Source organism: Rhodospirillaceae bacterium, from assembly GCA_018660465.1.
Taxonomy (GTDB): domain Bacteria; phylum Pseudomonadota; class Alphaproteobacteria; order Rhodospirillales; family JABJKH01; genus JABJKH01.
Genome location: JABJKH010000085.1, coordinates 1 through 16,796 on the forward strand (window position 1 = coordinate 1; position 16,796 = coordinate 16,796).

19 protein-coding genes are annotated in these 16,796 nt (G+C 50.0%); 6 read left to right on the top strand and 13 right to left on the bottom strand.

From position 1 onward, the window contains the following. Positions 1 to 107 precede the first annotated feature (107 nt). Positions 108 to 416: a helix-turn-helix transcriptional regulator gene (locus tag HOM51_13585; GenBank protein MBT5035540.1), complete on the top strand. Its 309-nt coding sequence runs from the start codon at positions 108 to 110 to the stop codon at positions 414 to 416. Between the two features lie 67 nt (positions 417 to 483). Further along, on the top strand, positions 484 to 1,524 hold the full coding sequence (locus HOM51_13590) for a permease (GenBank protein MBT5035541.1): 1,041 nt from the start codon (positions 484 to 486) through the stop codon (positions 1,522 to 1,524). A 93-nt stretch (positions 1,525 to 1,617) separates the two neighbouring features. Here the strand turns inward: HOM51_13590 and HOM51_13595 are convergent, their stop codons facing one another. The 4 genes from HOM51_13595 to HOM51_13610 all read right to left on the bottom strand — a co-directional run bounded on the left by HOM51_13595 (position 1,618) and on the right by HOM51_13610 (position 4,821). Further along, a complete protein-coding gene (locus HOM51_13595; GenBank protein ID MBT5035542.1) occupies positions 1,618 to 1,791 on the bottom strand; it encodes a universal stress protein in 174 nt (57 codons plus the stop codon). A 165-nt stretch (positions 1,792 to 1,956) separates the two neighbouring features. Further along, positions 1,957 to 3,237, bottom strand: a complete 1,281-nt coding sequence (locus tag HOM51_13600; protein MBT5035543.1) for a TRAP transporter large permease — start codon at positions 3,235 to 3,237, stop codon at positions 1,957 to 1,959. Between the two features lie 3 nt (positions 3,238 to 3,240). Then, positions 3,241 to 3,678: a TRAP transporter small permease subunit gene (locus HOM51_13605; protein ID MBT5035544.1), complete on the bottom strand. Its 438-nt coding sequence runs from the start codon at positions 3,676 to 3,678 to the stop codon at positions 3,241 to 3,243. Positions 3,679 to 3,837: 159 nt separating this feature from the next. Beyond that, complete coding sequence (locus HOM51_13610; GenBank protein ID MBT5035545.1) at positions 3,838 to 4,821, bottom strand: TRAP transporter substrate-binding protein; 984 nt, start codon at positions 4,819 to 4,821, stop codon at positions 3,838 to 3,840. Between the two features lie 245 nt (positions 4,822 to 5,066). Between HOM51_13610 and HOM51_13615 the strand changes: the two genes are divergently transcribed. The 3 genes from HOM51_13615 to HOM51_13625 all read left to right on the top strand — a co-directional run bounded on the left by HOM51_13615 (position 5,067) and on the right by HOM51_13625 (position 8,264). Then, entirely contained in the window at positions 5,067 to 6,062 is a 996-nt protein-coding gene (locus tag HOM51_13615) for a tripartite tricarboxylate transporter substrate binding protein (GenBank protein ID MBT5035546.1), read from the top strand. A gap of 108 nt (positions 6,063 to 6,170) precedes the next feature. Then, positions 6,171 to 6,743: a hypothetical protein gene (locus tag HOM51_13620; protein MBT5035547.1), complete on the top strand. Its 573-nt coding sequence runs from the start codon at positions 6,171 to 6,173 to the stop codon at positions 6,741 to 6,743. Positions 6,744 to 6,749: 6 nt separating this feature from the next. Then, positions 6,750 to 8,264 (top strand): C4-dicarboxylate ABC transporter permease, encoded by a 1,515-nt coding sequence (locus HOM51_13625; protein ID MBT5035548.1) that lies wholly within the window; start codon positions 6,750 to 6,752, stop codon positions 8,262 to 8,264. Positions 8,265 to 8,474: 210 nt separating this feature from the next. On the opposite strand, the gene HOM51_13630 is transcribed toward HOM51_13625, so the two are convergent. The 9 genes from HOM51_13630 to HOM51_13670 form a co-directional block, all read right to left on the bottom strand. Then, positions 8,475 to 9,086, bottom strand: coding sequence for a SpoIIE family protein phosphatase (locus HOM51_13630; protein MBT5035549.1), 612 nt, complete (start codon positions 9,084 to 9,086; stop codon positions 8,475 to 8,477). Then, positions 9,079 to 9,498, bottom strand: a complete 420-nt coding sequence (locus tag HOM51_13635; GenBank protein MBT5035550.1) for an anti-sigma regulatory factor — start codon at positions 9,496 to 9,498, stop codon at positions 9,079 to 9,081. Before HOM51_13635 ends, HOM51_13630 begins: the two co-directional genes overlap by 8 nt. Next, positions 9,495 to 9,974 (bottom strand): STAS domain-containing protein, encoded by a 480-nt coding sequence (locus tag HOM51_13640; GenBank protein MBT5035551.1) that lies wholly within the window; start codon positions 9,972 to 9,974, stop codon positions 9,495 to 9,497. The genes HOM51_13635 and HOM51_13640 overlap by 4 nt, the downstream gene beginning before the upstream one ends. Positions 9,975 to 9,978: 4 nt before the next feature. Next, a complete protein-coding gene (locus HOM51_13645) occupies positions 9,979 to 10,806 on the bottom strand; it encodes a PAS domain S-box protein (GenBank protein MBT5035552.1) in 828 nt (275 codons plus the stop codon). Between the two features lie 31 nt (positions 10,807 to 10,837). Continuing rightward, on the bottom strand, positions 10,838 to 11,653 hold the full coding sequence (locus HOM51_13650; GenBank protein MBT5035553.1) for a PAS domain S-box protein: 816 nt from the start codon (positions 11,651 to 11,653) through the stop codon (positions 10,838 to 10,840). Between the two features lie 26 nt (positions 11,654 to 11,679). After that, a complete protein-coding gene (locus tag HOM51_13655) occupies positions 11,680 to 13,539 on the bottom strand; it encodes a SpoIIE family protein phosphatase (GenBank protein MBT5035554.1) in 1,860 nt (619 codons plus the stop codon). Between the two features lie 86 nt (positions 13,540 to 13,625). Beyond that, positions 13,626 to 14,456 carry a transporter substrate-binding domain-containing protein gene (locus tag HOM51_13660; protein MBT5035555.1) on the bottom strand — a complete coding sequence of 277 codons (831 nt, stop codon included), beginning with the start codon at positions 14,454 to 14,456 and terminating at the stop codon, positions 13,626 to 13,628. Between the two features lie 238 nt (positions 14,457 to 14,694). Next, positions 14,695 to 15,003: a hypothetical protein gene (locus HOM51_13665; GenBank protein ID MBT5035556.1), complete on the bottom strand. Its 309-nt coding sequence runs from the start codon at positions 15,001 to 15,003 to the stop codon at positions 14,695 to 14,697. Between the two features lie 17 nt (positions 15,004 to 15,020). Beyond that, positions 15,021 to 15,410, bottom strand: a complete 390-nt coding sequence (locus HOM51_13670; GenBank protein MBT5035557.1) for a carboxymuconolactone decarboxylase family protein — start codon at positions 15,408 to 15,410, stop codon at positions 15,021 to 15,023. 429 nt (positions 15,411 to 15,839) lie between these two features. Between HOM51_13670 and HOM51_13675 the strand changes: the two genes are divergently transcribed. Continuing rightward, a complete protein-coding gene (locus tag HOM51_13675; protein ID MBT5035558.1) occupies positions 15,840 to 16,751 on the top strand; it encodes a fumarylacetoacetate hydrolase family protein in 912 nt (303 codons plus the stop codon). The last annotated feature ends 45 nt before the right edge of the window (positions 16,752 to 16,796 follow it).

The following is a 16,796-nucleotide window of genomic DNA, read 5'->3' on the forward strand; positions in this document are numbered from 1 at the left end:
CCTGACCCGAAGCAGTTATGCGATTATATCATGAGATGCGACTGAGCCACTTGACATAACTAGAATTCTAGTTATATAGTTTTATAGTTGCTAATTAGAGATGAACCATGGATGAAATACTAGCATCAGAAACGCTCTCGGCCTTGGGCAATGCTAAACGGCTGCAAGTCTTCCGCCTTCTGGTTCAAGCTGGTCATGATGGTTTGACTGTTGGCGAGATACAGTCGCAGCTTGGCATTCCAGCTTCCACACTGGCTCATCATCTTTCCGCGCTGGTCAAAACAGATTTGGTCTTGCAGGACAAGCATGGCCGCGAAGTGGTCTGCACAGCCAAATACGAAACGCTGGACTTGGTCTTTACCTTCGTGAAAGACCAATGCTGTGTCGGAGTCGAGCCTTTGGGTCAAGTGGGCTAAGAATTATCAGCTTATAGCATAGAGTTTTCTTACTTCAATATAACTATAAAACTAGGGAAATAGGGTCATGTCCATGCAACAATCCACACAAGTTTTACGATGGCATTCAAAGGTCAATGTTGATAAAGCCTGGCTTGCGTCGATCGGCATTTTTGGCCTTATCGCAATGGTTGTCCCGGAACAATTTTTGCCAAGTGTCGAGTTTGTATCGGATGCGGTTGTAGAAATTATCCCGTTTTTATTGATGGCAGTTGCTTTCGCCGCATATGCAGGGGCCAGCGGTGCAGATAATTTAATCGCCAAGGCCTTTTCAGGTCACATCCTACTCGCTATCCCTCTCGCGGCTGTGTTCGGAGCGTTTTCACCATTTTGTTCGTGTGGCGTTATTCCCTTAATCGCTGCGTTGTTGTCTATGGGCGTTCCACTCGCACCTGTGATGGCATTTTGGCTGGCTTCACCGTTAATGGATCCAACCATGTTTATGATCACAACGGGCGAGTTGGGCAGCCAATTTGCAATCGCCAAAACCTTGGCTGCTCTGAGTGTTGGTCTGTTAGGCGGATTTGGAACTTTGGCATTAAACTCTACATCTGTGCTTTCAAATCCGCTGCGTGAAGGTGTTGGCAATGGCGGTTGCGGTGGATCGCGGGTGAGATTGCAGAAGGAAATCTATTGGACCTTTTGGACCATTGGCGAACGTCGCGTAAAGTTCATAACTGAAGCCATTAAATCGGGTACGTTTCTCATAAAATGGTTGGTGTTGGCCTATCTGTTGGAAAGTTTGATGCTTGCCTATGTTCCCTCCAATTGGATTTCTGAATTGGCCGGCGACGGTGGCGTGTTATCCATTTTCACAGCAAGCCTTATTGGTGTGCCCGCTTATCTGAACGGCTATGCCGCCGTTCCATTAGTTGCTGGATTGATAAACAGTGGCATGGCTCCAGGCGCTGGCATGGCCTTTTTAATTGCGGGCGGCGTGACCAGCCTGCCTGCAGCTATTGCGGTGTTTGCTCTTGCACGGCCTCCGGTGTTTGTCCTTTATATTGCTTTTTCATTGGGCGGCGCAGTGGCATCGGGGCTACTGTTTCAGTACTGGACTGTCCTTTAAGAAAACTCGATGGGAGTGTTTGCGGATGTGAAAGCATATGACGGCTCCTGAACCAGAGCGGAAGTTTTATTTATTTGAGTAAGCCCAGCGTCCTCAGCGTAACACATGCACCGAGCAGGGCGCGTGCCGCACGATTCGCGCTGCAGTTGAGCCCAGGAAATAGTCCTTTAGTTCCCGTTTATGTGATCCCACGATGGTGCAGTCTGCGCCAATTTTTGTTGTATGATCGGCAATCGGCTCGGCCAGCGCTGCTTTTGTCATATTCATACCGTCTGGCACCAACACTAAGCTACGGACAGGGATCGAAAGAAATTGAGCGAATTCCGCCTTACTCAGTTTTCTGCGGTTTTATTCGGTAACAGTGTACGACAGCGTCCAAATAACTCATTGATTAATAACAGTGTTTACTTTTCTTGTCCCTTGCGTGAACCGTTACCGGTAAAAAAGTTCAACCAAAAACATAGGAATAGCAGGAATATATGTAACCATCATCAAGACCGTAAACAGTACGCCAATAAAGTAGATATTGACCTTGCTGACTTCCCAGATATCCGCCTTCGCAACGGAGCACGCGGTGACAAGAACACTCGCGACAGGCGGGGTTTGCTGGCCGATGCCGAGATTCAATGTAACGATCAATCCAAAATGGACCGGGTCAATCCCGACCAGATGAATCAGTGGCATGACAATCGGAACGACGAGGATGATTGCTGCTGCCGAATGAAGAAACAGTCCCACAACAAGAAAGAAGACGTTGAGCAGTCCCAAGACCACGTACTTGTTTTGGGTAAAGCTGATGATGCTTTCAGCAATGGTTTGGGGCACTTTCTCTTCGGTGAGAAAATGGCTGACCAAGACCGAAGCGGCAACAAGCAGCATAACAACAGCTGTCTGAACGCCGCCTTCGACCATTGCTTCCTTGAGATGCTTGAGATCAAGCTCTCGGTAAACGATTCCAATTACCAAAGATGCCATAACCGCGAGCCCGGCACCTTCGGTAGCTGTCACGAACCCACCAAAAATACCGCCCAAGATGATGATCGGCAGGGTAAACGCGAGCAATGCGTCTTTAAATGTTTCCCACAGACGACTTAAACGAAAGACTTCTTCAACTGGGTAATTATGACGCCGCGCGAACCAATAGCTCAGCCCCATCATTCCAAACCCGCCCAAGATACCGGGAATAATGCCGGCAACAAATAATTGCACGACCGAGCTTTGAGACATGACGGCGTAGAGGATCATCGGGATGGAGGGTGGAATGATGACCGCGAGTGTCGCGGACGACGAGGTAACTGCTGTTGCAAAAGGGGTGGGATACCCTTTTTCCTTCATGGCTGGAATGAGAATGGAGCCAAGGGCCGCAACATCGGCAACGGCGGACCCTGAAATCTCTGCAAAAAACATAGACGCCCCGATGGTCACCATGGAGAGCCCGCCCTTGATAAAGCCAAGCAGGGCAGACGCAAAGGCAATCAAGCGCCGCGAAATACCTGAGGCATTCATAATAGCACCCGCGAGAATAAAAAGCGGGATGGCAATCAACGGGAAGTTCGTCGCACCATCCATCATGATGAGCGCTAAGTTGGGGAGAATTTCTGCTCCTTGCGTCGCATACATCGCAAGGGTGGTGACGACGCCCAAGGCAATCGCGATGGGGACATTAATCAGGACCAGGAACAGCAGCCCAATGAACATGAAGAGAATTACCATTTTCTAGGCGTGTCCATGCACAGGTGCGCCTTCCCGGGCCTCTTTAATCATCGTCGGAAGGTTAAGAAACTCGGCAATGATGAACAGGACTGCACCGATGGGGATAACCGATTGAGTCAATTCCGTGCCGACTTCCGGCAAGCTTACCAGCGTATCTCCTTCAAGAACCTCAAGAACTTCCATGCCAAGCACGGCCAACGCCACAAAGAAGCCAATGATACAGGTCTCTGCAAAGAGGACGGTGGGCACCCTGAATTTTGGCCGCATCGCCGCGACCAGTCCGGGCACGCCGATGTGGGACCGCTTTACAGCGGCAAGGGCTGAGGCATAATAGGTCAGCCAGGCTAGGCCGACCGACGCCACTTCATCGTACCAAACGAGTGAATTACCACTCCACCGGTACGCCACCGACACAATGACAATCCCCGCGAGGCCGACCATGAGCAGTATGGTAATCCATTCTAGAATCCACTCAAATACGTTCTTCAGGGGAGTGATTATCGCCACGGCAAATACCCTTATTTTCGGGAATAGATTTTAGATAAAAAAAAGGCTCCGCCCAGGGAACTCCCCAGGGCGGAGCCACTTGTTAGAACAGAATTATAGGCCTTTGCCCAGTGTATTGATCTGGTTCAGCATACCGAACGCACCATTTACGCTCGTTGCAAACTTGTCATAGATCGCAGTGCTGGCATCAACGAATGACTGACGGTTGGCCTTGTTGACCTTCATGCCCGATTTCTTTAGGTCCGCGAGCAAGCTAACCTCCAACTCGGCGGCTTTCTTATACGTTGCACCTTGGGTTGCCTTCGCAGCCTTCTTCAGGATCTTTTTGATATCCTTCGGCATTTTCTTCCAATGCTTGCGGCTAACCAAAACATAGGCCGGTGTGTAAACGTGGCCTGTCAGCGACAGATACTTTTGAACTTCCTGCAGCTTGGCACTGTGGATTTGCGCAAACGGGTTTTCCTGACCATCAAATGTGCCGGTCTTAAGCGCGCTGAACAGTTCGGAGAACGACAGCGGCGACGGATTGGCACCATAAGCCTTGAACATTTTCACCCGCCAGATCGATTTCGGCGTGCGGAGTTTGATGCCCTTTAAATCGGCAGGGGTGTTAATCGGATGCTTGTTATTAGTGATATGACGGAAGCCGTTTTCCCAAATTCCGACGATTTCATATTTTTTGCGCTTCACGACCTTGTTGAGTTTTTTCCAGACAACAGGCTTCAAAAGCTTTTTCATATGATCGCGGCTTTTGATCAGATACGGCATATCGAAAATGCCGAAAGAGTCTGAAACCGAAGACATCACAGAAGAGGGTAATGAAAAAGTAATTGTTCCCAGTTTCAGCTTTTTCAGGAGTTCTTTGTCTTTCCCCAATTGGCTGGAACCGTATCCAACAACTTTATACCCCTTTCCGGCCAAGGCAGCATTTGCACGCTTGGCAAAGTCGTTGACGGAAAATTCGAATAACGAGCCAGGTTTTCCGACATGGCCGAATTTTAGTTCTTTATCTGCGGCCTGAAGTTGGCTGGAACCAACCATCATAAGACCAGCAACCAGGATGCCCGTGGTTGTCATCATCGCTTTACGGATGTGCATTATTTAATCCTCCCTTGATTTTTCGTATCCAAGTCGATCAACCAACATTCCCCAGATAAATGTTAATTCAACTCCCGGTATTATTTTCTGTACAAATTGTAGTCTGTAATTAGTATAGTGCATCAATGGTGTACAATGTAAACCGAAAAACCGCACCAATAGAGACATACGCGATAGTCCCGGGTTTGAACCCGGCAATGAAAGCTTTTTACAGGGAGGCATTAATGCTTAAAGCGATGACACGAGGAATTCTGCCGGTAGTGGCTGCAGGGGTCGCCCTTGCGGTGGTACAGCCGGTTCAAGCGGCGTATCCCGACAAACCTATCGAACTAATTTGCACGACGTCGCCGGGTTCGGGCGCTGCGCGTTGGTGCCACCTAGTGGCTACGCACTTGAAGCAAAAAGACTTTTTAGGCGTTCCGGTTAACGTCGTTTTCAAAAGTGGCGGTTCCAACCATGAGCCTGTCGTCTACACACAGGGTAAGAAAGCCGACGGCTACACCCTGATGCACATGAGCGGCAGTTTCACCGGCTACTTCAACCTTCCGCACTATAAATTCCACTATAAAGACTTCACCCTGATCGCGCGGATGGAACAGCACCTCTATGCGGTTGCCGTTCATGCCGACAGTCCGTGGAAGACATATGCGGACGTGGTTGCCTATGCCAAAGCCAACCCTGGAAAATTGTCGATGGGGTCCAACAAAATCGGATCAATCCACCACCGTCACCAGGAATTACTACACAAGACTGCTGGCATCAAAATCCGTTTCGTGCCCTACAAAGGTACCGGCGACGTGGTTAAAGACGTGATCGGCAAGCACCTGAAGATCGGTTTTGCGCAGCCCGGCAAGTGGATTCCACATGTCAAAGCTGGCAAGGCGCGGATGCTTTTGTTGCTCAATGAAACACGCCTGACCAAACACCCCTTGGTGAAAGACGTGCCGACACCTGGAGAACTCGGGCATAAGTATAGCATCCCGCATCAGTTCCAGGGTTTCATGGTCAAAAAGGGAACGCCTGCGGATCGCATTGCAAAGTTGCAAGAAGCAATGTCCAGGGTCTCTACGACCAAGGCCTATCAAAAATACATGAAAAAACAGCCGCACGTGATTCCGAATTTCAGTGGCGATCTGAAAAATCTGGATAGTGAGTTCAGTTCCGGTCTCAAAAGCACGCGAAAGCTGATGATCAAGCTTGGAATCCTTAAGGGCTCCTGAGTTAGAAACTAAACTGCCACAACGCCGGAACCGTTCCCTTTGGGGGTGGTTCCGGCGCTTTTTTTACCAACGCCTTGATACGACCGTTCCGGTCCGGGAAACTAGGATATGGATGACGAAGAAACAGCCGTAACAAGTAAGGTGCTTTTAACGACGGGCGACTTGTTTGCTGTTGGTGCGGTCCTCGCTGGTACTCTTTACCTGCTCTACGAAACCTTCAGTATGTCGCCGCCGATGTTACCGGGCTATCCCGGTGATTCCTTTTTTCCTCGGCTTTCCATTGTGCTTATTCTTATGTGCGGTGTTCCTCTTATATTTACCCGATACCGTGACCATGTGATGGGCCGGGGTGAGCTTGAGGGTGAAAAGGATGAAACATTCAGTATCGATATCCGCGGCTTTCTAATTGTTACTGCAGTTGCATTGTCTTTTCCGTTTCTCCTGCCGATCTTTGGATTTGAAATCGTCACGTTTTCAATTCTAACGTTATGGTTTGCGACTCGGTTTAATGAGTATGTCACCGCCGAAACAATGACGACGGATATTGTTGTCAAAGTCCTTGTTAGGGCTGCGGTCATGGCTCTAGTCACCATGTGCCTGCTTTATTTTATATTCGTGATTATGCTGAATGTGTCGATGCCGGTGATGTTCTTTCCTAAATATATTGATTTCGGACTCTAAAACCCCATGCTCGATCTCCTCAATCACGCGGGCCCTGCGTTCGCCTTCATCATACAACTGCCGACCCTCGGTATACTTTTATTAGGGATCATCCTGGGCATACTCTTAGGTGCTTTGCCTGGTTTTGGCAGTTCACAATCGATGGCACTGCTGTTTCCCATGACCTTCGCGATGTCGCCAGAGCACGCGATATTGTTCTTTATCGCGGTTTATTCGGCGGCGGAGTACGGCGGGTCCGTCCCGGCCATTCTCATCCGCACGCCGGGCACACCTGCCCAAGCGGTGACGGTCCTGGACGGCTATGCCATGACTCGCAAAGGTTTGGCCGGCAAGGCGTTAAAAATTTCGCTGATATCCGGCGTCCTCGGTGGATTGATCAGCACCATGATCTTTATCGTCGGCGCAACCTCCCTAGCGGAAATTGGCTTGCAGTTCGGACCGGGTGAAATGTTTGCGCTTGGGATATTTGGGCTTTCTATTATTGGAACCTTCTTCGGTAAAAGCCCGGCCAAAGGATTTCTGGCCGCGGGCATTGGCCTGATGATGGGAACAATCGGCAGTTCCGGGTTCGGCGGGCTCCGATTTACCTTCGATCAAGGCTACCTGATGGACGGACTCCCGCTGATCGTTGTGGTCATTGGTTTGCTGGCGGCACCCGAAGGGTTCCGCCTCCTCGTCGATCATCGCAAGACAATCGAGCCCACCATCGCCACCGTTGATGCAGAAGAATTGAAGGAAAAAAATAAGATAACGTCGCTCGATATCAGACGACTGATCCCGACCTGGATTCGGTGCAGTTTGATCGGCACGGCCATTGGTATCATTCCGGGTGCCGGCGCATCGGTCGGCTCATTAGTAGCCTACAATGAGGAAAAGCGCTGGTCGAAACGTGGCGACCAATTCGGAACTGGGGTCGAGGAAGGATTGGCAGCACCCGAAATTTCCAACAATTCTGTCGTCGCTGGAACCTTGGTGCCGTCGCTGACGCTCGGCATTCCAGGCTCAGGTGCCGCCGCGATCTTGCTCGGCGTCTTGATCACCAAGGGTGTCGTGCCGGGTCCGATGCTGTTTGAAGAACAGCCACAGTTCATCATGACCGTGTTCTTAGGCCTGATCGTCGGCAACTTTATCATGTTGGCTATTGGCCTAATTGGGGCGCGCTCGTTTGCGATGGTCGCGAAAATTCCCCGCCGTATCTTAGGCCCATTTGTGATGATCCTGATCGTCATCGGCACTTATGCCTACGCGAACTATGGCGCACATGTGGTCATGGCGCTGGTGATCGGGGCCATCGCTTATTACTTCGACAAGCTCTCCATCCCGGCAGTCCCCATCGTGCTGGCATTCGTCATGGGGCCGATCATCGAACTCAACATGAACCGCGCAATGACCATTCACGCAGGCGACATGATGGTGGTGCTCACCCGCCCGATTACGGTAACAATTCTGCTTGCGTCGCTGGCAACCATTTACTTTGGCATTAGCAGAACCCGGAAAGATCGGCTGATCGAAGAAGATTAGTGTGACTAAAAAATTAGTGTCTACAGGATTGGTGTTGCTCATTGTAAAAAACGTATATTTGCTGCCGAGGCTTACCTTGAATTGCTGCTAAGTGTCTGGTGTTCCCCTCATCGTCCATAAGGGGTCCTAGCGAGGCAGAGGTATGCCACCCGATGCCATGTAACTGATTATGATTGATAATTTAGTATGCCTGAAGATACGAAGTTTATGTTAAGCATCCCACCTGACAACAACGACTCCCGCATCGTCATCCTCGATCGCGAATTCGTCGATAAGCTCGTCTGCAAAAGCTTGGGCATTAGTGGTTCGGCGAACACGCGTTGCGACTAGGCGAAGCGTCTCCGGCAGGCCATCGGTCCAGAACAACACTAAATCACGGCGCCCGAGTTGCCGTTGCTCAATAATCGTCGGATTAATGCCCTCGCCGACAATGCCGTAGATGCCACCAAGGTATTGGATTTTATGACCGATAATGGCACAGCGCGTATTGCCCACGCTGGTATATTCCAACGTGCCTGTGGACTTATCGATTCGTGTCACGGCCATGGCGGCTCCGCGACTCCCGCGCAATTCCTCATCGCAGCCCTGCATCATTTCGGCCAGGTCCATACCTCTATTTTTCTCGACAAAGTGAACTGCCTTGCGCGCCGCCAGTTCCGCGTCTTCGCCGTGGCCGAGACCATCGACCATGCAAATCAGAGTCGTATCCGCGTCGAGCCAAACCCCGGCCTGGTCACCACTGAAACGACCAAGCTTAAAGGGGCGAATGGAAATGCCGATGCGGACCGGATCATTTGCTATTTCGGTGGGACGGTCAGACATGTGGATTCCCATGCATATCTAGTTCTATCGCAACGACCGTGCCTTGATCTCCGGTCTCTATATGAAAATAATCCGCCAATCGTTTGACTCCAGGCAGTCCGACCCCAAGCGTTGCGCCCGTGCTGTAGCCATCGGTCATTGCTGCATCGACATCGGCGATGCCGGGGCCTTGGTCCCGACAGGTGCAGCGCACAAGGATCCGGCCCCCAATGTGCTGAAGCTCAAATTCGCAGGTGCCCTGTCCCGCATACTTCAGGATGTTACGTGTGAGTTCTGAAACGATCGTCGTCAGACGAACCTCCTCGCGTTCGCCAAGTCCGCCGCGATGGGCAATGGTACGCGCATGCTTTCGGGCACGGCGGACATCGTTCTCCGTCACGATGTCGAGGCTGGATTGAAAACGTGAACTCATGGGCCGTTACTCACTTCCTCGTTTGCAGATGTCTCCAAGATAAGCTCGTCAGAGGAGGCCCTTTCCTTACCCTCGGAATTTTCGTTCACGCTGTCCTCTTCAGCGGTCTCATCTTCGCTGGGTCTTGAAATCGAGTCCTGTAACAAAGTGAGACCCTCGCCGATGTTGAGGACCGTACGTATACCTGAGATGACATCGCCGAGTTCGACTAATGTCAGTGCGACCTTTGGTTGGACGCCAGAAAGAACGACCTCGCACCCCAACAAGCGCGCCATTGCGCCTGTTTCACTAATCATATTGGCTTGATAGGAATCAATCATCTGTAGCGACGTTACATCCATCAGTACGGCCGTATCGCCGGTCTGTTTAATCATCTCCAAGAGGTCGGCCTGAAGATTGAGCGCATCGCGGTCTGTCATGTCGTCTTGGAACGACGTTAGTAAAATACCACCATGACGGAGGATTGGAACCTTCATACGATTAACCCTGCTCGCGTGTCATTCGCACACCTTGGAGTCGCAGTGCTTCTTCGACGCCCGAACGGAGCGATCCTTTTGTGGTGACTTGCGAGAGATCGACGCCAAGCTGTACCAGGGTTTGAGCGCCGGTTGGCTTCATACCCGTTAGGATCACGTCGGAGCCCAACATTTTTGCCGCCGCCACTGCCTTCAGCAGGTGCCGCGCCACGTCGGTATCGATGACCGGCACGCCGGTGACGTCGAGGATCGCGACGTTTGCCTGGCATTCGGCGATAGTTTCCAGAAGCCGGGTGATCATCTCGGTTGCCCGATCCCCATCGATGGCACCGATAAGAGGCATCAACACGATGCCACTCATCAGTTGGATGGCCGGGGTCGAGAGTTCCAAGAGCGAACGCTGTTGTGCTTCGATCAAGGCTTCGGCCTCCTTGCGCTCGCTGACGTCACGGATGATCGCGACGAACTTGCGGCTGCCGTCGACTTCGATTTCGCTGATAGATAGGTCAATGGGAAATTCGGTGCCATCCTTGCGGCGGCCCTCGACCGTGCGGCCTGTTCCAATAATTTTTGGGATGTTGGTCGTCAAGTAGTTATGGAGATAGCCGTCATGTTCACGTGAATATCGCTGCGGCATCAAGAGTTTGACGTTTTGACCAATTACCTCCTCGACGCTATAGCCGAACAATTCCTCAATCGCTGGATTTGCCTTCTCAATGGTTCCTTGTTCATTGATGGCAACAATAACGTCGATTACATTTTCGACGATACTTGAAAGATATTCATAGTCGACTTCAGTTCCGTTGGCCGCGCTGGTTTTTTTGGCATTCATAGCAGTTTCGTCCTTTCTATATCCCTTGGTATTACCCGTGTTCGCGTGTCATTCGCACACCTTGGAGGCGCAGCGCTTCTTCAACGCCTGAACGGAGAGATCCTTTTGTGGTGACCTGCGAGAGATCAACGCCAAGCTGCACCAATGTCTGAGCACCGGTTGGCTTCATTCCCGTTAGGATCACATCTGATCCCAACATTTTTGCCGCCGCAACAGCCTTCAGCAGGTGTCTCGCGACATCTGTATCAATGACGGGCACTCCGGTAACATCGAGAATTGCGACATTTGCCTGACATTCGGCGATGGTCTCAAGAAGCCGCGTGATCATTTCCGTTGCCCGATCACCGTCAATAGCGCCGATCAGCGGCATCAACACGATACCACTCATCAGCTGGATGGCGGGGGTCGAGAGTTCCATGAGCAAATGTTGTTGCGCTTCGATCAAGGCCTCGGCCTCCTTGCGCTCGCTCACATCGCGTATGACGCCGACGAACTTGCGTTCACCACTAACGTAGATTTCGCTGACGGAAAGGTCGATGGGGAACTCGGTTCCCTCCTTGCGACGGCCTTCGGCCGTGCGTGCGGTGCCGATGATCTTTGGAATATTAGTCGTGATATAGTTGTTGAGGTAACTGTCATGATCAGTTGCGTAGCGTTGCGGCATCAAGAGCTTGACGTTTTGGCCGATTATTTCCTCAACGCTATAACCAAACAATTCCTCGATAGCGGGGTTTGCCTTCTCAATAATTCCTTGTTCATTGATGGCAACAATACCGTCGATCACATTTTCGATTATGCTAGAAAGGTATTTGTAGTCGGCACCTGTGTCTGATGGTTTGGCGTTCATTGTGGCTTTGTCCTTTCCCCCAAGTTTTAACCTAGTGGCATTATACCGATTATTGAGACGTCGTCGCGGCGCGACTCCGACCCCTGGTAATCCTCGAATGTGCGCTTTAGGTGGGGCTCTTGGTCCACCAGCGACATGTGTGAAACATTCTTGAGCATTTCGATCAAGCGCTTACGGCCAAAGGATCGGCGTTTTTCACCGCCGACCTGGTCCGGAATCCCATCCGTGTAAAGATAAAAGCGTTGGCCCGGGTTTAAGCGAATAGAATGATTGGTGAATTTTTGGTCAAAATCCACATACCTGTATCCGACACTACATTTATCACCTTTGATAACTTCAAATTCCGAGCCTTGGCCCATTATAAGATCGAAGCGCGCGCCCGCAAATGTGACCCGCATGCGGTCCGGTTCAACGAGGCAAATACCCATTTCCAGGCCGTCATCAGAATCGCCCTCATCGCCTTTTTGCTGACCTAGGGCATCCTTAATGATTTGGTTTACCCGCGACACCAGCCGCGCCGGGTCCCCAGTTTCCGAGAACGCAACATTGAGCGCGCTGGCCGTAATCGTCGTCATCAGGGCACCAGGAACGCCGTGGCCGGTGCAATCGAAGAGGACCAGGAAATAGCCGCGCCGATCTTTCTTGATCCAATACATGTCACCTCCGACGACGTCGCGGGGCTCCCAAATTACAAAGTGGTCGGCAAAAAGCTCCGTAAGGAGTTCATCATTCGGTAGCAACGAGCGTTGAATTCGGCTCGCATAGCGAATGCTGTCATGCATGACGTCGTGGGCATCTTCTATGGCTGCTTGTGCGGCTTTGCGTTCGGTGATGTCGTCGAATACTGCCACAAGACCGCCGCCAGCTAAGGGTCTACGGTGAAGTTCGAGGGTTTTACCCGTTGTCGCAACGTAGTCTTCAAGTTTGCTGGAATTTTTAAATTCGTAACTCTTAATTCGTTCTTCGACGAGGTCGGTTATATCACCAGGGCCGTACTCACCTCGTTCCGCACGAACTTGAAAAACGTCTCGTAGCGATTTGCCGACCTGCACGACGTTATTTGGAAGATCGTAGAGTTCGCGAAACCGCTCGTTAAAAAGCTGCAGCGTAAAATTCTGGTCAATCAAAAATATTCCACCCGCCATATTATCGAGGGCCGCCCGTAGAGTTTCCTGTGTTCTGTCGAGTTCTTCGGTTCGCTCCGCAACCCGCTTTTCAAGATTCTCATTTACGTCTTCCAGGCTTTCCGCAAGTTCAGATTGGCGTATTAGTGAACGTCGTTGCTCCCGCGTAAACAGGACACCAATGACAGCAAGCAGAATGAACATAAAGAGGGCCATGACCTGAGTGAGCCGTGATATCTTGGCGGCATTGTCAGCCTGAACATTGCCATCGATAATCATTTCGTTAAGGGCATTGGAAAGATTGGCCGTATAAATCGTTTTAAACCGCCTAAACTTTGCCTCTGTAACCCGTTTGAGCGCTGCGTCCCATTTCCCTTCGTCAATTAATTCGATGGCTTCGGACTCAGCTTCTTCTATATCGCCCTGTACGTCCTCCATCTCAGAAAAAAACTTTTTAACGGACTCGGTTTTAGGAAGCTTGGAAATTTTGCTGAGCAACGCGTATTTGGTGTCCTGAAAATCCTGGTAATTTGATACGTATGTGTCGGACCTTAGGCTCGCGGACAGACGGACCGATGTCGTACTTCGAATATCTGCCGTGAGAATTCTCTCAGCGTCGATCGTTAATTGGTTGAGATGGGCGAGATTCTTCTTAACCACCCCGTCGGTGTAGAAAAGGACACCGAAAGAAACCAATAGGACAATAGACAGGATTACAAGTGTAACACCATTACCCAAAATTCGATTTAACCGACTTAGCATTAAATTGCCCAGTTTCGATGCATCAATTCGATGATAATTCCTGCTGGCGTTAATTTTGTGATAAATCTAACACCCTGTTGCCAACCTCACTTTAAGCTCCATCCATTCGTTTCGGCCATAGGCTTCAAGAGTGGCGGTTGTTTCATGTAGCTGAAAATAATTTTATCGATAACCCCCGTCACCCTGAGCTCATCAAGGGCCTTTTGCAGAGGTGCTAGGATAGCGGCATCCGTCGATTTATGGAACGCATATCCCATGTGGGAGGTATTTAGAACATGGATACTTTCATAATCTTTTGGATCGCCACCAGATTTCTTAACCGTGTAATTGAACACATCAACGCTATATGCAACTGCATCGATGCGTCCTGCACCCAACAGATATAGCAACTGTTTTAACGAGTTTTTGCGGACGACCGCTTTATCATTGGTTGTTAATTTGCGTATCATTTGGTCGCCGAGATCATAGCGAACCGCACCGGTAACAAGATTATTCAAATCAGCTACAGCATTTACCTTTAGCTTCGCAGTCTTTGGCGCAATGACAGCCACATGGATCGGCACGGCTGGGCCAACGAATTTCATTAGTTTCGCGCGTTCCGGAGTTTTGGTCATGCTGAATAGAGCGGTTCCTGGCTTTTTCTGAATGTATTTATAGCTCCGGTTCCAAGGCACGATCTTAATATCTTTGGGAGTGATTTTAGCGCCAATTTTCTTGAACGCAGCCATAAGAATATCGACGGCCATACCCTCGGCCTGTCCATTGGCCTTAAAGTTATAGGGCGGATACTCTTCCGAGTACCAGGTAATCGCTTCAAGTCGCTTGGCCGCTTCCTCGACTGTCATTGCCCGCAACGGCGTTAACGCAAGAAGGAATACCCCCGACGTGACAACAACAACATTTATAAACCTCCGCATTATCGAAGCCCCCTTTGGGCAGATTCAATACGTCGAACGAATGGGTGCACCTAGGTTTTTGGACACGTTTTCATATTTATCTTAATACTTAGAAATCAAGCGGTATCAGTCCTCACCTCATTCCAGCAACGTTAATATATACGCTTAAGCGGACCTACCGCATAAATTTTTTTCGAACATAGCTAAGCAAGAATGGCAATGTCGAACAAGGTGACTTTTTGGAATTAGAAACTACCACTTATGATGCCGTGGACCGAGGTGGCCGCACCCAACAGCATCGCGATATGACAAATAGCGACAAACCTGCCCCAAGTTCGAAATCGAAAGGTTTGTCATCTTTGGAGCGCAGGGCATGAATGATCACCCCTAAATTTGCGATGGCAAAATGGCTGATCGTCAACTGCGGCAACATTTCCGACCGGAGGGCCCAGACAATCTTCTGCCTTTCCGCATCACGCAAAGGGTTGGTTATGAAGTTCGGCGTCAGGTAGAACATATAAACCGCGCTGAATATCAGAAAGAATATACCGGTGGCTAATTCTGCCATTCGGTATTTAATTATTTTTAGTCGCTCTCCTCTTCGGCGGCTTTGTCTTCTTCAAATACTTCGTCGAATTGATGAATGGCATGGGCCATGGTCGGCCAACCGGTATAGGCGCCGGTTTGGATGATCACTTCCATGATCTCTTCCTTGGTGATGCCGATGTGCTGAGCACTGCGATAATGAGAATGGTTTCCGGTCGGTCGGCACATCGCAATATTCGCCGCTAACGTAATCAGCTGACGCTCGCGCATGGTAAGATGCGGGCGGTTCCAAATGTCACCAAAAAGATGGCCGACGGACAATTCATACATGTCCTGATAATGTTTTTTTTGATCGAGCATGGTATCTTCACGCCCCAACTCCCGCAGGGTCTCTATTCCCTTTTTAAAACGGTCTTCGTATTCACCCATCGTCATTCCTCTCTAACTAATTTTTTCTATGTTTATACTTCAGGCCCCTAAGGTGCAGCTTAGTTTAGATCAGCAAAAGAAATTAGGACAACGGTTCGTAGAAAATGGAGAAGGACACTCTCAGATCAGGCATTCACGATATCCTTCATCCAACGTTTTCCAATTCGGTTGTTCGAGCTATGTTTAAATCAGAATTTGCCAATTTCAACTGATCCTAACTCTGCCTTAGGCGAGGTTTTCCTTAAGGAAACAGGTCACTCGATTGTCTCGTTGAGACATCTGGATTGATTGAAAAAATATATATTATTTTAATTTCTTTAATGATCGTGTATATTTTTAACCTGAAATTCGACGGGCTAATGAGACGTGAATTTGAAACCTGAGCGACCATAACGGCGTTCAATAAATCAACGGGCGGGATCAATTAACATGAAAATACTTCGCTTTAACGACGACCAAATTGGAATTCTCAAGAATGGTGATCGGGTGGTCGATGTCAGTGAAATAATCAGCCACCGTGCCGAAAGAGGCCCGCAACGCGTTATGGATGTCTTGATCGAGGGTTTCGAGACCTATCGTAGTGAAATCGATAAAATCGTCGCCGCCACGGATGGTGTTGCATTAACGGACGTCACCTTATTGGCTCCCATGCCGCGACCGAGCAAATGCTTGGCGGCATTTGTGAACTATCTTGATAAACCGGGTCGCACCGTAGAGCAGTTGCCAAACGAATTTTTTCACAAAGCACCGGAGTTGGTGGGGCCAGAGGGAACCATCGAACTGGTCAATATTCCTGCCGTTGAAGTCTATCATGCGGAAGCCGAATTTGCCTTTGTCATGTCCAAGCAAGCCAAGCATGTCAGTGAAGCGGACGCGATGGACTATGTCTTTGGGTACGTCCCATTCTTTGATGTTTCAGCACGCGGCATGATCCGGCGCAGTCAATTGATCCCCAAAGGCCAACATACTTTCTCACCGTGTGGGCCTTGGATCACCACCAAAGATGAAATCCCCGACCCCTATAATCTGCAGGTGAAGTCTTGGGTGAATGGAGAGGCACGCCAGAACTACAGCACCGGCGACATGGGCCACAAGATCGACGATCAAATTTCTTGGGTCAGCAAATATCAGATGCTTCAACCGGGAGATATCATCGCGACAGGGACTCATCACGACGGCATTGGCCCCATCAACGTTGGCGACACTTTGGAAATCGAGATTGAAAAATTAGGCCGCGCGCGGTTCTTCATCAAAGGCGATAGCCCGCGCAAAGATATTGAATGGCTTGCTGGACAGAATAAACCCGCCCAGCCCGTCGGCACCCCGATTACTATTGTGTAGGACACTGAGCCACATCCGTCGTTACTGAACCAAGGACCATTTTTT

Excerpts from the sequence above, each read along its gene's own strand:
- HOM51_13585 (MBT5035540.1), top strand. The coding sequence starts at position 108 with ATGGATGAAATACTAGCATCAGAAACGCTCTCGGCCTTGGGCAATGCT.
- HOM51_13590 (MBT5035541.1), top strand. The coding sequence starts at position 484 with ATGTCCATGCAACAATCCACACAAGTTTTACGATGGCATTCAAAGGTC.
- HOM51_13595 (MBT5035542.1), bottom strand. The coding sequence starts at position 1,791 with ATGAATATGACAAAAGCAGCGCTGGCCGAGCCGATTGCCGATCATACA.
- HOM51_13600 (MBT5035543.1), bottom strand. The coding sequence starts at position 3,237 with ATGGTAATTCTCTTCATGTTCATTGGGCTGCTGTTCCTGGTCCTGATT.
- HOM51_13605 (MBT5035544.1), bottom strand. The coding sequence starts at position 3,678 with ATGGTCGGCCTCGCGGGGATTGTCATTGTGTCGGTGGCGTACCGGTGG.
- HOM51_13610 (MBT5035545.1), bottom strand. The coding sequence starts at position 4,821 with ATGACAACCACGGGCATCCTGGTTGCTGGTCTTATGATGGTTGGTTCC.
- HOM51_13615 (MBT5035546.1), top strand. The coding sequence starts at position 5,067 with ATGCTTAAAGCGATGACACGAGGAATTCTGCCGGTAGTGGCTGCAGGG.
- HOM51_13620 (MBT5035547.1), top strand. The coding sequence starts at position 6,171 with ATGGATGACGAAGAAACAGCCGTAACAAGTAAGGTGCTTTTAACGACG.
- HOM51_13625 (MBT5035548.1), top strand. The coding sequence starts at position 6,750 with ATGCTCGATCTCCTCAATCACGCGGGCCCTGCGTTCGCCTTCATCATA.
- HOM51_13630 (MBT5035549.1), bottom strand. The coding sequence starts at position 9,086 with ATGTCTGACCGTCCCACCGAAATAGCAAATGATCCGGTCCGCATCGGC.
- HOM51_13635 (MBT5035550.1), bottom strand. The coding sequence starts at position 9,498 with ATGAGTTCACGTTTTCAATCCAGCCTCGACATCGTGACGGAGAACGAT.
- HOM51_13640 (MBT5035551.1), bottom strand. The coding sequence starts at position 9,974 with ATGAAGGTTCCAATCCTCCGTCATGGTGGTATTTTACTAACGTCGTTC.
- HOM51_13645 (MBT5035552.1), bottom strand. The coding sequence starts at position 10,806 with ATGAATGCCAAAAAAACCAGCGCGGCCAACGGAACTGAAGTCGACTAT.
- HOM51_13650 (MBT5035553.1), bottom strand. The coding sequence starts at position 11,653 with ATGAACGCCAAACCATCAGACACAGGTGCCGACTACAAATACCTTTCT.
- HOM51_13655 (MBT5035554.1), bottom strand. The coding sequence starts at position 13,539 with ATGCTAAGTCGGTTAAATCGAATTTTGGGTAATGGTGTTACACTTGTA.
- HOM51_13660 (MBT5035555.1), bottom strand. The coding sequence starts at position 14,456 with ATGCGGAGGTTTATAAATGTTGTTGTTGTCACGTCGGGGGTATTCCTT.
- HOM51_13665 (MBT5035556.1), bottom strand. The coding sequence starts at position 15,003 with ATGGCAGAATTAGCCACCGGTATATTCTTTCTGATATTCAGCGCGGTT.
- HOM51_13670 (MBT5035557.1), bottom strand. The coding sequence starts at position 15,410 with ATGGGTGAATACGAAGACCGTTTTAAAAAGGGAATAGAGACCCTGCGG.
- HOM51_13675 (MBT5035558.1), top strand. The coding sequence starts at position 15,840 with ATGAAAATACTTCGCTTTAACGACGACCAAATTGGAATTCTCAAGAAT.